Origin of the sequence: Bradyrhizobium sp. 40, from assembly GCF_023100925.1 — a bacterium.
Classification (GTDB): domain Bacteria; phylum Pseudomonadota; class Alphaproteobacteria; order Rhizobiales; family Xanthobacteraceae; genus Bradyrhizobium.
Window position 1 is genome coordinate 3,942,276 of sequence record NZ_CP064688.1, and the last position, 14,035, is coordinate 3,956,310.

The 14,035-nt window shown below is 63.4% G+C and carries 12 protein-coding genes and 2 pseudogenes; 7 read left to right on the top strand and 7 right to left on the bottom strand.

The genetic code is table 11. The annotated features are described in order from the left end of the window. Window positions 1–8: 8 nt before the first annotated feature. Window positions 9–803: an enoyl-CoA hydratase/isomerase family protein gene (locus IVB40_RS19230; RefSeq protein WP_247815989.1), complete on the bottom strand. Its 795-nt coding sequence runs from the start codon at window positions 801–803 to the stop codon at window positions 9–11. 101 nt (window positions 804–904) lie between these two features. On the opposite strand from IVB40_RS19230, the gene IVB40_RS19235 reads away from it, so the two are divergent. The 3 genes and pseudogenes from IVB40_RS19235 (at window position 905) to IVB40_RS19245 (ending at window position 4,748) form a co-directional block, all read left to right on the top strand. Further along, window positions 905–1,582, top strand: a complete 678-nt coding sequence (locus IVB40_RS19235; protein WP_247819562.1) for a GntR family transcriptional regulator — start codon at window positions 905–907, stop codon at window positions 1,580–1,582. A 190-nt stretch (window positions 1,583–1,772) separates the two neighbouring features. Then, window positions 1,773–2,742 (top strand): annotated as a pseudogene (locus tag IVB40_RS19240) (MBL fold metallo-hydrolase). 185 nt (window positions 2,743–2,927) lie between these two features. After that, window positions 2,928–4,748, top strand: a complete 1,821-nt coding sequence (locus tag IVB40_RS19245) for a peroxidase family protein (protein WP_247815992.1) — start codon at window positions 2,928–2,930, stop codon at window positions 4,746–4,748. Between the two features lie 30 nt (window positions 4,749–4,778). On the opposite strand, the gene IVB40_RS19250 is transcribed toward IVB40_RS19245, so the two are convergent. From IVB40_RS19250 to IVB40_RS19270, 5 genes are all read right to left on the bottom strand, one after another. Then, entirely contained in the window at window positions 4,779–5,498 is a 720-nt protein-coding gene (locus IVB40_RS19250; RefSeq protein WP_247815993.1) for a haloacid dehalogenase type II, read from the bottom strand. A 123-nt stretch (window positions 5,499–5,621) separates the two neighbouring features. Further along, the gene (glpX, locus tag IVB40_RS19255) at window positions 5,622–6,623 is read right to left on the bottom strand and encodes a class II fructose-bisphosphatase (RefSeq protein WP_007609885.1); all 1,002 of its coding nucleotides are present in this window, start codon (window positions 6,621–6,623) and stop codon (window positions 5,622–5,624) included. A 97-nt stretch (window positions 6,624–6,720) separates the two neighbouring features. Next, entirely contained in the window at window positions 6,721–8,037 is a 1,317-nt protein-coding gene (locus IVB40_RS19260; protein ID WP_247286182.1) for a homoserine dehydrogenase, read from the bottom strand. A gap of 29 nt (window positions 8,038–8,066) precedes the next feature. After that, window positions 8,067–9,287, bottom strand: a complete 1,221-nt coding sequence (locus IVB40_RS19265) for an LL-diaminopimelate aminotransferase (RefSeq protein ID WP_027569882.1) — start codon at window positions 9,285–9,287, stop codon at window positions 8,067–8,069. Window positions 9,288–9,503: 216 nt separating this feature from the next. Beyond that, window positions 9,504–9,779, bottom strand: coding sequence for a hypothetical protein (locus IVB40_RS19270; protein WP_027517741.1), 276 nt, complete (start codon window positions 9,777–9,779; stop codon window positions 9,504–9,506). A gap of 253 nt (window positions 9,780–10,032) precedes the next feature. On the opposite strand from IVB40_RS19270, the gene phaC reads away from it, so the two are divergent. The 4 genes and pseudogenes from phaC to IVB40_RS19290 all read left to right on the top strand — a co-directional run. Continuing rightward, a complete protein-coding gene (phaC, locus tag IVB40_RS19275; protein WP_247815995.1) occupies window positions 10,033–11,841 on the top strand; it encodes a class I poly(R)-hydroxyalkanoic acid synthase in 1,809 nt (602 codons plus the stop codon). Between the two features lie 65 nt (window positions 11,842–11,906). Next, window positions 11,907–12,305, top strand: a complete 399-nt coding sequence (locus IVB40_RS19280) for an MAPEG family protein (RefSeq protein ID WP_027569880.1) — start codon at window positions 11,907–11,909, stop codon at window positions 12,303–12,305. 182 nt (window positions 12,306–12,487) lie between these two features. Continuing rightward, window positions 12,488–13,255, top strand: a complete 768-nt coding sequence (locus tag IVB40_RS19285; protein WP_247286184.1) for an outer membrane beta-barrel protein — start codon at window positions 12,488–12,490, stop codon at window positions 13,253–13,255. 74 nt (window positions 13,256–13,329) lie between these two features. Further along, window positions 13,330–13,440: pseudogene (locus IVB40_RS19290) on the top strand (MAPEG family protein); the annotation flags it as partial. Between the two features lie 2 nt (window positions 13,441–13,442). Here IVB40_RS19290 and IVB40_RS19295 read toward each other — a convergent pair. Further along, the gene (locus IVB40_RS19295; RefSeq protein ID WP_247434469.1) at window positions 13,443–14,030 is read right to left on the bottom strand and encodes a class I SAM-dependent methyltransferase; all 588 of its coding nucleotides are present in this window, start codon (window positions 14,028–14,030) and stop codon (window positions 13,443–13,445) included. Window positions 14,031–14,035 lie beyond the last annotated feature (5 nt).

Genomic DNA, 14,035 nt, shown 5'->3' on the forward strand with positions numbered 1-14,035 from the left:
GGGGCGTCCTATTGGCCGCGCCATTGCGGCGCGCGCTTGGTGAGGAAAGCATCGAGCCCTTCGCGAAAATCCTGGCTCGTGTAGCACATCAGGATGAGGTCTTCCCCCTCGTCCGGCGTCAGCCGCCTTTGCAGGCGCGCCACGGCCAGCTTGGTCGCATTCAGCGTCAGCGGCGCGTGGCTGGCGAGCAGCCGGGCAACCTCGTCCGCGCGCCTGTCGAGCGCGGCGAGATCCTCGACGACCTCGCCGAGCAGCCCGACGCTGGCGGCCTCCGTCGCGTCGACCAGGCGCGCGGTGAAGATCAGATCCTTGACACGGGCAGCGCCGATCAGCGCGGTGAGACGACTGACATTGGACATCGACAGGCAATTGCCGAGCGTGCGGGCAATGGGAAAGCCGATTTTCGCGCTTTGGGTGCCGATGCGGAGGTCGCAGGCCGCGGCAATGCCGGCGCCGCCGCCGGTGCAGAACCCGTTGATCGCGGCGATCGTCGGCACGCGGCACTGTTCGAGTGTGGTCAGCACCCGATCGATGCGGTTCTCGTAGTCGACCGCGTCCTGCGGCGACTTGAAATCGCGGAACTGATTGATGTCGGTGCCCGCGGCAAACGCCTTGTCGCCTGCCCCGCGCAGCACCAGCACCTTGATCGACTGATCGTCGTTGATCTCCTCGCAGATCGCGGCAAGCCGCTCGTACATCGCGAAGGTGAAGGCGTTGCGGGCCTGCGGACGATTGAAGGTGATCCGCCCGATACCGTCCTGGCGCTCGAAAACGAGGTCTTCCGCCACCACCTGCTGGTCCATTCCTCATGTCCTTCTGCTTTTCTACATTTTTGAATGCAAAATTGTCGATTTACAAGCTGGAACTTGCCTTAATCCGCATGTATCTTCATTTTTGCATTCAAATGGACTTCAGACCCATGCTTCATGAGGAAGTCGTCGGCCGCATCCGGGCCATCCTGCTCGACGGCGAAATCCCGCCGGGCGCGCGGATTCCCGAGCGTGAGCTGTGCGAGCGGCTCCAGATATCGCGCACGCCGCTACGCGAGGCGCTCAAGGTGCTCGCCGCCGAAGGGCTCGTGCAGCTCCTGCCCCACCGTGGCTCGCGTGCGGCAAAACTGACCGACAAGGACATGCGCGACCTGTTCGAGGTCTGCCAGGGTCTCGAGGCGCTCGCCGGCGAACTCGCCTGCGAACGCATCACCGATGCCGAGATCGCTGCGATCGCCGCCGCGCACGCGGACATGGTGCGGCGTTATCGTGATGGCGACCTCATCCAGTACTATCGCGGCAACCGCGCCATTCACGAAGGCATCGTCGCTGCGGCCGGCAACCCAGTGCTCGCGGGGTTGTATGCGTCCGTGACCGCGCGCATCCGGCGCGCGCGTTATGTCACGCCGATGACGCCCGAGCGCTGGGCGGTCGCAGTGCAAGAGCATGACGCCATCCTGAATGCACTGCAGAGGCGCGACGGCGTCGGCCTCGCCCATATCCTGCGCGCGCATCTACGCCACAAACGGGAAGAGGTTTTGCAGGCGGGCTTTGCCGAAACGGGCAGCGAACTCACGCCGAGAATTGCGTGAGACGGCGTTCGCGACGCAGAAAGAAACCTGCGGTCCCGCCACAACGCGCGGTCAAGAGACACAATCGCGACACAATCATTGATTGCATTTGACCGCATCGGTCGGATCGTGCTGACGCGAGGCGATCGGCCAGGCCGAAGGTAACGCGCGAACAATTGCGCAAAACAAAAGACAAAAGCGGAGGAAACGCATGACAATCGATGTCTCACGTCGGTCCTTGTTCGCCCTCGGGGCTGGCCTCGGTGCCAGCGCAATGCTCGGCAGCAGCGCGATGGCGCGCGCTCCCAAGCGGCACCCAGACGCCTTACTGGCACCGCTTCGTTCTCGGCGATGCCGAAGTCACGATCGTCTCCGACGGACCGCTTCCGCTCGGCGACCCCTCCGGGACCTTCACCGGCGTTCCCAAGGAAGAGGTGAAGAAGATGCTCGCCGACAATTTCCTGTCGCCGGACAATGTCGTGCTCGAACAGAACTCGCCGATCGTCAACACCGGCGACAAGCTCATCCTGTTCGATACCGGCATGGGCAGTTCCAAGCTGTTCGGCGCCACGACCGGCCGGCAGCAGAAGAGCATGACCGAGGCAGGCATCAAGCCCGGGGACATCGATGCCGTGGTCTGCTCGCATGCCCATATCGACCACATCGGGGGCATCGTGGACGACGGCGGCAAGCCGCTGTTTCCGAACGCGCAGATCTACATCTCGCAGACCGATTTCGACTTCTGGACCGACGAAGGCAAGCTCGGCAGCGACGCCAAGGATTTCGTCGTTCACGCCCGCAAGAACCTGCTGCCGGTGCGCGACCGCATCGTGTTCTTCAAGGACGGCCAGGAATTCCTGCCGGGCGTGCAGGCGATCTCGGCCCCCGGTCACACCGTCGGCCATACCATCTTCATGGTCTCGTCGGCTGGCAAGTCCTTTGCCTTCCTTGGCGACCTCTCGCACCATCCCGTCCTGCTGCTGGAGCGGCCGCGGATGGAATTCTCCTACGACACCGATCCCAAGCAGGCGGCCGAGTCGCGCGTAAAACTGCTGACCATGCTCGCGGCGAACAAGGTGCCCGTGATGTCCTATCACTTCGCCTGGCCGGGCTATGGCCATGTCGCCAAGGCCGGCGAAGGATTCCATTATTATCCCGAACCGATGCAGATGACGTTGTAATCGCCGGATCAAGTCCGGGTGGCGCAAGCGCCGCCCGGACCATCCGAACGATCACCGCCGACCGGCAAGCAACTGCAATCCGCAATGTCTCCGGCGGCGTTGGCAAGCGGACATTTTGGTGTTATTGAATTACATCTACTAATTGCAAATCGAATTTATTGACGTGAATTTGTTTGGGAGCGTCAATGTCCCGCGAGAACGATGGTTTTGTCTTCCATCGCGGCCTGCTCCAATGGGTCCCGGATGTTGTCTATCGGGCCATCAGCTTCTTTGTCAGATGGGACAAACTGCCGAGGCTGCTCGGAGCTGCCAATCTCTCGGCGTTCCGCGATCGGCTGCGGGAGCACAATCTGCACCATACCGGCTACGGCACGACATCGCCTCGCTGGAGCACGGGCAATGACCGCTGGCGTTCCGCCGACGGCTCTTTCAACAGCCTCGACCATCCGCGCATGGGGATGGCTGGCGCCCGGTTCGGACGCAATTTCGCGCTGCCTGAATGCGTGCCGGACCGCCTGGACGACCTGCTCGAACCCAGTCCGCGCGTGATCTCGGAGGAGTTGCTGGCGCGCCGCGAATTCATTCCCGCGACCAGCCTCAATCTGCTGGCCGCCGCCTGGATCCAGTTCGAAACCCATAATTGGTTCAGCCATGGGGCCCCTAAGTCGGGAAACGAGTTCAAAATTCCGCTGAAGCCAAACGACGAATGGCCTGCGGATGAGCGGATCGACGGCTGCATGAAGATCCGTCGGACCGTTTGCGACGAGACGCCACGTGAACCATGGCTCGGCGCGACCCCCACGTTCCGCAACCTCAACTCGCACTGGTGGGACGCCGGACAGATCTACGGCAGCGACCGCGCGAGGCAGATGCAGATCCGTTCGCGGGCAGATGGGAAGATCGCAGTCGGCAATGATGGGATGCTTCCAGCCGATCCGGTGCATCCGGGCGCCGATCTCACCGGCTTCAACGACAATTGGTGGGTGGGGCTCAGCCTGCTGCACAACCTCTTCGCACGCGAGCACAATTTCATCTGCGACGGCTTGAAGGCGCGGTATCCGACCTGGAAGGACCAGGAGCTATTCCAGCGCGCTCGCCTGATCAACGCGGCCCTGATCGCCAAGATCCACACCGTCGAATGGACGCCAGGCATCCTCGGCCATCCCGCACTGGACTTCGGCATGCACGCCAACTGGTCGGGGATCCCGTGCCGGGTGCTGCGCGCCGTGCTCGGCAAGAACAGCGAAGCCGCCTTTGGCATCATCGGCTCTCCGACGGATCAGCACAGCGCGCCCTATGCGATGACCGAGGAATTCACCGCCGTGTACCGCCTGCACCCGCTGATCCCCGAAACGATGGATGTACGGCGGCTCGATAGCACGGAGATTACCCCTAGCGACTTGGTCAATATGCAGGGGCGCGCCTCCCGGGAGTTCATGCAGACTCACGGCTTCGTCGACCTGCTGTACTCGTTCGGCACCGCTCATCCCGGCGCCATTCGCCTCCACAATTATCCGAACTTTCTGCGCCGGTTCACGAAAGACGACCAGCCGCTGCTCGACGTGGCGGCGATCGACATCATGCGTGATCGCGAGCGCGGCGTGCCGCGCTACAATCGGTTCCGCGAACTGGTCGGCAAAAAGCGGGTCAAGACGTTCGAGGAAATCACCAGCATCCCCGGCGCGGCCGGGAAGATGCGCGCGATCTACAAGGGCGACGTCGATCGCGTTGATCTGATGGTCGGACTATTGGCCGAGGACCTGCCGGATGGTTTTGGCTTCAGCGATACCGCCTTCCGCATTTTCATCCTGATGGCATCGCGGCGTTTGAAGAGCGACCGGTTCTTCACCGATGACTACCGGGCGGAAGTCTACACCAATTTCGGTATGGACTGGATCCACAACAACGGAATGAAATCGGTGCTGCTGCGGCATGTGCCGCAACTCGGACCGGCGCTCGAGGGCGTCAACAACGCCTTCGCGCCGTGGAACGTGCTGCGACGCTGAGCCTTGGCCCTCTGCAAAGTCGCAGCCGCCCTAGCACCCGAGCTTGTCGGCGATTCCGCCAAAATCCCTGGCGACGATGTCCCAATTGCCGGTGGCCTCGAAATCGACCTTCTGGAGCGGACCGTATTCGGTCGGTCGCGCCACGAAGGCCGTCTTCAGCCCGTTCTTCTGCGCGGCGGCGAGATCGCCGTTGTGGGCGGCGACCATCATCACCTCTTCCGGCTTGAGGCACAGCAGGCGCGCGGCGCCAAGATAGGTTTCGGGATCGGGCTTGTAGTGCTCGAACAGCTCGGCCGACATGATGAGGTCCCAGGGAAGCCCTGCGAACTTCGCCATGTTGGTCAGCAGCGCGACATTGCCGTTCGACAGCGGCGAGATCACGAATTTCGTCTTCAACCGCGTCAGGCCCGCGACGCTGTCGGGCCACGGGTGCAGCCGGTGCCACCCCTTGGTGAGGTGATCGAGATCGGCTTCGGTCAGGCCTCGAATCGAAAATTGCGCGACCAGCTTTTCCAGCGAGCGGCGATGCAGATCATCGAGCATGACATAGCCGCGCTCGGGATGTTTGCGCACGTCATCCATCGAAGCCATGTACATGCCGCGCCAGCCGTCGACCAGTGCGGTCCAGTCGGCGGAGATGCCGCGGCCCTTCGCCCACCACATGAACTCCGTGATCAGGCTGGTGCGCCAGTCGACGACGGTGCCGAACACATCGAAGACGAGCGCTTTGACGACGGACAGATCAGACATGGGCGCTCCCCTGATCTTTTTGTTGTCATTCCGGGACGCAACGAAGTCGCGAACCCGGAATCCAAAAGTTGTGGCGCGAGATTCCGGCTTCTCGCTTTGCGAGCCCCGGAATGACGGAGAAAATCAGTCCAAATGGAACTTCGCCAGTTCGCGGTGCTCGGCCTTGATGTAGCGTACGGTGCCGGTGACGGAACGCATCACCACCGTCTCGGTCTCGATCACGCCGTCCTTGCGGAATTTGACGCCTGACAGCAGCGAGCCCGTGGTGACGCCGGTGGCGGCGAACAGGCAGTCGCCGCGCGCCATGTCCTCGATGCCGTAGATCATCTTGGGATCGTTGACGCCCATCTTGGCGGCGCGCTCCCGCTTCTCGTCGGAGTCGAGGATGAGACGGCACTGCATCTGGCCGCCGATGCAGCGCAACGCCACGGCCGCGAGCACGCCTTCCGGCGCGCCGCCGGTGCCGAGATACATATCGACGCCGGTATTATCAGGGTCGGCGCAGTGGATCACGCCGGCAACATCGCCGTCGGTGATCAGGCGCACGGCGGCGCCGGTCGAGCGCACGCTCTCGATGATGCTGGCATGGCGCGGCCGGTCGAGCACGAGAACGGTGATGCCGTCCGGCTTGACGCCCTTGGCCTTGGCGAGGCGGCGGACGTTTTCGGCCGGCGTCGCATCGAGCTCGACGACGCCCTTGTCATAGCCGGGACCGATCGCGAGCTTCTGCATGTAGACGTCGGGGGCGTGCAACAGCGTGCCGCCGTCGGCCATCGCCATGGTGGCGATCGAGCCCGGCATGTTCTTGGCGCACAGCGTGGTGCCTTCGAGCGGATCGACCGCGATGTCGACTTGCGGGCCGGCGTTCATGCCGACCTTCTCGCCGATGAAGAGCATCGGCGCCTCGTCGCGCTCGCCCTCGCCGATGACGATCGTGCCCTCGATCGGGAGCTTGTTGAGCTCGCGCCGCATCGCATCCACTGCGGCCTGATCGGCCGCCTTCTCGTTGCCGTGCCCGCGCAGACGCGCCGAAGACACCGCCGCCCGCTCCGTCACCCGCACGATCTCCAGCGTGAGAATGCGCTCGAGCAATGCTTGCGGCGGGACTGAAATATGGGTCGACATCGGCTCACTCCTTCGAAACAGTTTTGGACGGACATCTCCGCCACATCAACTCGTAACACCCACAGTTCGTTCGAACCGTGTCATTGCTTAAGCATGCTCAGTTCTTCTCGATCCGTATCACCTGCGGCCGTCCGCTGATCACCTTGTCCTTCTGCACGGCCGCGAGCGCGCGGCGCACGGCGTCCTCGTGCGTGGCATAGGTGATGAGGATGACGGGCACCGGGACCGCCTTCCCGTCTGCCGGCGCAGCGCCGCCATTGGGATGGCGCTGCACGATCGACTCGATCGAAATCTTCTGCTCCGCGAGCCGGGTCGCGATCGCAGCCGCGGTGCCCGGGAAATCGCGTGCCAGAAGGCGGATATAGTAGCCGCCCTCGTGGCGCTCCATCGGCGCCTTCTTGGTATCGCGCAGCTGCGAAATCGGCCGGCCGAACGGATTGGCGCGGATGCCACGCGCGACGTCGGCGATGTCGGCCACGACGGCGGATGCGGTCGCCGCTCCCCCGGCACCGGGGCCGACCAGCGTGATCGGCGGGATGCCTTCGCCATCGATCGTGACCGCATTGGTGACACCCATCACCTGCGCGATCGACGAGGATTTCGGAACCATGGTCGGATGGACGCGCTGCTCGATGCCCTTGGCGGTGCGAACGGCGACGCCGAGCAGCTTGAGCCGGTAACCAAGATCGTCGGCGGCACGGAGATCTTCCGGCGCGATGGAGGAGATACCTTCGACATACACCGCGCTTTGAGCAACTTTCGTGCCGAAAGCGAGGCTGGCGAGAATGGCGAGCTTTTGCGCGGTATCGTGGCCGTCGACGTCGAACGACGGATTGGCCTCGGCATAGCCGAGCCGTTGCGCGTCCTTCAGGCATTCGGCGAAGGACAGGCCCTCCTGCTCCATCCGGGTCAGGATGTAATTGCAGGTGCCGTTGAGGATGCCGTAGACCCGGTTGATGCCGGTTCCGGCAAGACCTTCGCGTAACGTCTTGATGACAGGGATCGCAGCGCCGACAGCTGCCTCGAAATTCAGTGCGCCGCCGTGCTTTTCGGCGGCCTTTGCCAGCTTGAGGCCGTGCTTTGCCAGCAACGCCTTGTTGGCGGTGACAACGGACTTGCCGGCGTTCAGCGCAGCTTCCACCGCCGCCAGCGCGGGATCGCCGGAGCCACCCATCAGCTCGACGAAGCAGTCGATGCCGGGATGCGTGGCGAGGGCAAGCGGATCCTTGACCCATTCGATGCCGCGCAGATCGACGCCGCGCTTCTTCGCCTTCGAGCGCGCGGTGACGGCGACCACCCGGATGCCGCGGCCGCTGCGGCCGGCAAGCACGCGCGCCTGCGTTTCAATCAGACGGACAACTTCGGCGCCCACGGTGCCGAGCCCCGCTATGCCCACTTTCAGGGGTGCAACCATGATGCCTTGGAAAACCTGCGGAAGAGAACTTAACGCCGAGTGGCGAGCGGAACGACGTTGTGCAACGTTTCGATGCCGCTTTCAAGGAAGCGGCGCACGCCGCGCGCGGCCTGCCTGATCCGTTGCTCGTTTTCCACCATGGCGATGCGGACATATCCTTCACCATGCTCGCCAAAGCCGACGCCGGGCGAGACCGCGACACCGGATTTCTCAACCATCAGGGTCGCGAACTGCATGCTGCCGACGCTGCGGAAGGCTTCCGGCAGCGGCACCCAGGCAAACATCGACGCTTCCGGCGGCGGGATCTCCCAGCCGGCACGGCCGAACGATTCCACCAGCGCGTCGCGCCGCTTGCGGTAGGTGTCGCGCATCTCCTTGATGCAATCGTCCGGTCCGTTCAGCGCGGCGGTCGCTGCGACCTGGATCGGCGTGAACGCACCGTAGTCGAGATAGGATTTGACGCGGCCGAGTGCCGCAATCACGCGCTCGTTGCCGACCGCGAAGCCCATACGCCAGCCAGCCATCGAATAGGTCTTCGACATCGAGGTGAACTCGACGGCGACGTCCATCGCGCCCGGCACCTGGAGCACCGACGGAGGCGGGTTGTTCTCGTCGAAATAGACCTCGGCATAAGCGAGATCGGACAGGATCAGGATCTCGTGCTTCTTCGCGAATGCGACCAGGTCCTTGTAGAAGTCGAGGCTCGCGACATAGGCGGTCGGGTTCGAAGGATAGCAGACGACGAGCGCCAGCGGCTTCGGGATCGAATGCACGATCGCCCGCTCGACCGCCTCGAAGAATTGCGGCGTCGGCTCCGAGGGCACCGAGCGGATCACGCCGCCCGCCATCAAGAAGCCGAAGGCGTGAATCGGGTAGCTCGGATTCGGACAAAGGATGACGTCGCCGGGCGCGGTGATCGCCTGCGCCACGTTGGCAAACCCCTCCTTGGAGCCGAGCGTCGCCACCACCTGGGTGTCGGGATTGAGCTTCACGCCGAAGCGGCGGGCGTAGTAGCCGGCCTGGGCCCGGCGCAGCCCGGGAATGCCGCGGGAGGCCGAGTAGCGGTCGGTGCGCGGCTTGCCCAGCGTCTCCTTCAGCTTCTCCAGCACGTGCGCCGGCGCCGGCAGGTCGGGATTCCCCATGCCGAGGTCGATGATGTCGGCGCCGGCATTCCGCGCGGCTGCCTTGGCCCGGTTGACCTGTTCGAACACATAAGGCGGAAGGCGGCGGATGCGGTAAAACTCTTCCATGGCTCTCTCGGCTCCGGGCAACCGGTCAGGACAGAATCGACAGGCCATAAAAGACCAGGCGGAAAGGCGCCCGCATCCCTCGCGAAAATTACTCAAGATCAAATACTTAGAGCAATTATCGACGACGTTGACTGAAGTCGTTCGCCCTGACTCTCGGCTGAACTAAGGTCTTTTAGCACGGCGAGGCGGAGGCGCCAGCGATTACCTTGCAGCGCCCTATTTCGCGTCCTTGGTGGCAACGGCCTGACGGTCGCGCGCGGCAGCAAGTTCGGCCTCGATCTTGGCGCGTTGGTCCGGCGGCATCACCGCCTGATCGCGATCCGGCGGCAGATCGTGCACCGGCAGATAGCTACCGGCCTCCCTGGGATGCGCTTGCGCATCGGAAGGCGTCATATCCGCGAGCTGGCTCGAGCAGCCGCCCAGGGCGAGCGTCGCCATCAGCAGCGCGCCACAGATCCGTCGCGACTTTTGCAGGTCCCTCAACGCCAACACCAGGGAAATCCCCACTTCGTCCCAAAGCACGGCCCCGGGCAACCTTACCCAAGTCCGCGCCCAAGCTCAAACCATTGCTGCCCAAATGGTCCGAGCGAGAAAATAGCCCCGGTCCACCAAGCCGAGCGGTGCGGCTCGATTGTGACGGAACCAAGAAAATTTATCGCACTGCAACACATCTTCGAGAGTGTTTAATGCCAAACATGCGAGCTTCGCGGTGACGAATACGGAATGAATCGTTACTGTTCTGCTCATGAGTATGGCCACGACCGATACGCCCAAACCCGAGACGAAGTTCGATGCGGAAGCCTTCGCGATAAATGTCGCGCGGGCGATGGAAAGCGGCGGCAAGGCGCTCGCCGCGTACCTGAAGCCGCGCGAGAGCGGCGAGGTGCAGGATCGTCCGCCGGCGGAGCTTACCGAGGTCGTCAAGACCTTCACTGCCGTCGCCGAATACTGGCTGTCGGATACGTCGCGGTCCTCCGTACTCCAGACCAAGCTCGCCAAGGACTATCTCGATCTCTGGGGCTCGGCGGCCCGCCGCATGGCCGGTCAGGACACCCCGCCCGCGATCGCGCCGTCGCCGCGCGACAAGCGCTTTGCCGATCCGGAATGGAAGTCGAACCAGTTCTTCGATTTCCTGATGCAGCTCTACCTGCTCACGACCAAATTTGCGCAGGAGCTTGTGCGCGACGCCGAGGGGCTCGATCCGCTGACCCGCCGCAAGGCCGAGTTCTACGTCCAGCAGCTCACCAACGCGATGTCGCCCTCCAACTTCGTGCTGACCAATCCGGAAGTGCTGCGCGCGACGGTGGCCAGCAGCGGCGAAAATCTCGCGCGCGGGCTGAAGATGCTGGCCGAGGACATCGCCGCCGGCAAGGGCACGCTGAAGATCCGTCAGTCCAATCCGGACAATCTCGTCGTCGGCGTGAACATGGCGACGACGCCCGGCAAGGTGATCTACCAGAACGAGATGATGCAGCTGATCCAGTATGCGCCGGCGACGGAGAACGTGCTGCGCACGCCGCTCCTGATCATCCCGCCCTGGATCAACAAGTTCTACATCCTCGATCTCAAGCCGGAGAAATCCTACATCAAGTGGTGCGTCGATCAGGGCATCACCGTGTTCGTGATCTCATGGGTCAATCCCGACAAGCGGCTCGGTGCCAAGAGCTGGGAAGACTACATGAAGGAAGGCCCGCTCACGGCGATGGACGTGATCGAGAAGGTCACCGGCGAGATGAAGGTGCACACCGCCGGCTATTGCGTCGGCGGCACCATGCTCGCGACCACGCTGGCCTGGCTCGCCGAGAAGCGCCGCCAGCGCGTGGCCTCCGCGACGTTCTTCGCGGCACAGGTCGACTTCACCCATGCCGGTGATTTGCTCGTGTTCGTCGACGAGGAGCAGATCGCATCCCTCGAGCAGGACATGAAGGCGGCGGGCGTGCTCGAAGGCTCGAAGATGGCGATGGCCTTCAACATGCTGCGCTCCAACGATTTGATCTGGTCCTATGTCGTCAGCAACTACCTCAAGGGCCAGCAGCCGAGCGCGTTCGACCTGCTGCACTGGAATTCGGACGCGACGCGCATGACCGCGTCGAACCATTCTTACTACCTGCGCAATTGCTATCTCGAGAACCGGCTCTCGACCGGCACGTTGGTGCTGGACAACACCTTGCTCGATCTCTCCAAGGTCATGGTGCCGATCTACAATCTCGCAACCCGCGAAGACCATATCGCGCCGGCGGAATCGGTGCTGTACGGCTCCCAGTTCTTCGGCGGCCCGGTCAAATACGTGCTGTCCGGCTCGGGCCATATCGCCGGCGTGGTCAATCCGCCCGCCTCGAACAAATACCAGTACTGGACCAACGACAACGCGAAGTCCGCCAACGTCGCCGAGTGGATGAAGGGCGCGGTCGAGCACAAGGGCTCGTGGTGGCCGGACTGGCGGCAATGGCTGGGCGCACTCGATCCCGAGGAAGTCCCGGCCCGCACGGTCGGCAGCGAGGCGTTTCCCCCGATCGAGGACGCGCCCGGCAGCTATGTCAGGGTTCGCGCATAGCAGAATCTTCCGCGCTTTCGTATAAGCTCCACGCCTGCAGCAGAAATTGATGAGGGGACCGGGTTATGACGCGTGAATTGTTCTGGCTGACACTGACGGTGGTCCTGACCGGAATCCTCTGGATTCCCTACACCATCAACCGCTGCCAGATTCGCGGTCTCGGTGGCGCGATGGCCAATCCCTCGCGCACCGACAAGCCGCAATCGGAATGGGCGAACCGCCTGATGTTCGCGCATGACAACGCCGTCGAGAACCTCGTGCTGTTCGCGCCGCTGGTGCTGATCCTGAACGCGATCGACTACTCCTCGCAATGGACGGTGCTTGCTTGCGCCGTCTATTTCTGGTCGCGCGTCGCGCATCTGATCGTCTATGCGCTCGGGATCCCGGTGTTCCGCACGGTGGCCTTCACCGTCGGCTTCATCGCGCAGGCCGTGCTGGCCGTCGCGATTTTCAAGGTGGTTTGATCGGATCTCCGATGGCTTAGCGCCTGCAACAAAGGGGTGAAATGCTCGAAGGCCTGCCGCGGCCGCCGGTGTTGCCAAAGGATGACAGTGCGACAAAAACAGGGATGCGATCCCTAGGCTGACACGAAGGATCACCCAACCACAGGTATATTTGCCCATCGCATTGATGATTCGGGGCAAACATGAATTGGAAGATTGCATCCGCGCTCGCCGGCCTCTCGCTCGCGGCCGTCGCGACCCAGGCCAGTGCCGCAGATCTCGCCGCCCGTCCCTACACCAAGGCGCCGCCGATGATCGCGGCGATCTATGATTGGAGCGGCTTCTACATTGGCGCCAACGGCGGCTATGGCTCGTCGCGCAATTGCTGGGACCAGACTGTTGGTTTCGCGCCCGGCGTTGCGGAAGGCTGCCATGACGCGACGGGCGCCGTCGCCGGCGGCCAGATCGGTTATCGCTGGCAGAGCAGCGCCTTCGTGTTCGGCCTCGAAGCACAGGGCGACTGGGCCGATCTCTCGGGCCGGAACACCAGCACCGTAGCCGGCGTCGCGAACCGCACCCGCGTCGATGCTTTCGGCCTGTTCACGGGCCAGGTCGGCTACGCCTGGAATAACGCACTGCTTTACGTGAAGGGCGGCGCCGCCGTCACCCGCGATCGCTACCGCGGTATCGGAACGGGTGGTCTGGCCGGAGCCGAGTTCGATCGTGCCGACGACACCCGCTGGGGCGGCACGGTCGGCATCGGCATCGAATATGGCTTCGCCCCGAACTGGTCGGTCGGCCTCGAATACGACCATCTGTTCATGGGCCGTCACGACGTCACGCTCACCTCCAACGGCGCGCTGACGCCGGTCGGCACGTTCTCACGCACCGACCGCATCGGCCAGGACGTCGATTTGATCACCGCCCGCATCAACTACAAATTCGGCGGCCCGATCATCGCGAAGTACTGAGGAAGCGTCTCGCAACCGTCATGCCCGGGACAAGCCCGGCCATGACGAGCAGCGAATGTTGCTGCTACTCGTCAGCGCATCCGATCGTCTATGCGCTCGGGATCCCGGTGTTCCGCACGGTGGCCTTCACCGTCGGCTTCATCGCGCAGGCCGTGCTGACCGTCGCGATCTTCAAGGTGGTTTGAGATCAGGCCTTGCGAACGACAAGATGCAGCATGTTCGCCGGCGTCTCGTCAAAGCTCTGGATCACGTTCCTGTCCGATGACAGCGTGATCCATGGGCCTGCGCTGGCGTAAGTCGCCTCGAGCCATTCTGGCGACGCATAATTGTAATAGCGCCCGAGACTGTCCCGGCCGTCGCCCTCGCCCATCTTGTAGCTGGCATAGAACACGCCTGACGGCCTGAGCGCGCGATGAATCCGCGCCAGGATGCCGGTGAGTTCGTCGCGCGGCACGTGCAGGAGACAGGCGCTCGCCCAGACGCCGTCATAGGCCTCGTGCGCGTCAAGCTGGTCGAACCGCATCGCCTCGACGGCATGACCGAGCCGCTGCGACGCGATCTCGGCCATTTCAGGCGAGCCGTCGGTGGCGCGCACCGAAAAACCTTCGGCCAGCATCACCGCCGAATGATTGCCGGCGCCACAGCCGAGCTCAAGGATCGAGCCGCCGGACGGCAGCAGAGCAAGAAAGCCTCGCAGCCGCGTCGAGGGCGCCTTCGCCCAGTCCGCATAGGACCGGGCGTTGCTGCGATAGAATTGCAGAGTCCCTTCGTCCACGGCGA

Bases quoted from the DNA above. Each gene is read 5' to 3' on its own strand.
- IVB40_RS19230 (WP_247815989.1), bottom strand. From the start codon at position 803: ATGGACCAGCAGGTGGTGGCGGAAGACCTCGTTTTCGAGCGCCAGGAC.
- IVB40_RS19235 (WP_247819562.1), top strand. From the start codon at position 905: ATGGACTTCAGACCCATGCTTCATGAGGAAGTCGTCGGCCGCATCCGG.
- IVB40_RS19245 (WP_247815992.1), top strand. From the start codon at position 2,928: ATGTCCCGCGAGAACGATGGTTTTGTCTTCCATCGCGGCCTGCTCCAA.
- IVB40_RS19250 (WP_247815993.1), bottom strand. From the start codon at position 5,498: ATGTCTGATCTGTCCGTCGTCAAAGCGCTCGTCTTCGATGTGTTCGGC.
- glpX (WP_007609885.1), bottom strand. From the start codon at position 6,623: ATGTCGACCCATATTTCAGTCCCGCCGCAAGCATTGCTCGAGCGCATT.
- IVB40_RS19260 (WP_247286182.1), bottom strand. From the start codon at position 8,037: ATGGTTGCACCCCTGAAAGTGGGCATAGCGGGGCTCGGCACCGTGGGC.
- IVB40_RS19265 (WP_027569882.1), bottom strand. From the start codon at position 9,287: ATGGAAGAGTTTTACCGCATCCGCCGCCTTCCGCCTTATGTGTTCGAA.
- phaC (WP_247815995.1), top strand. From the start codon at position 10,033: ATGAGTATGGCCACGACCGATACGCCCAAACCCGAGACGAAGTTCGAT.
- IVB40_RS19280 (WP_027569880.1), top strand. From the start codon at position 11,907: ATGACGCGTGAATTGTTCTGGCTGACACTGACGGTGGTCCTGACCGGA.
- IVB40_RS19285 (WP_247286184.1), top strand. From the start codon at position 12,488: ATGAATTGGAAGATTGCATCCGCGCTCGCCGGCCTCTCGCTCGCGGCC.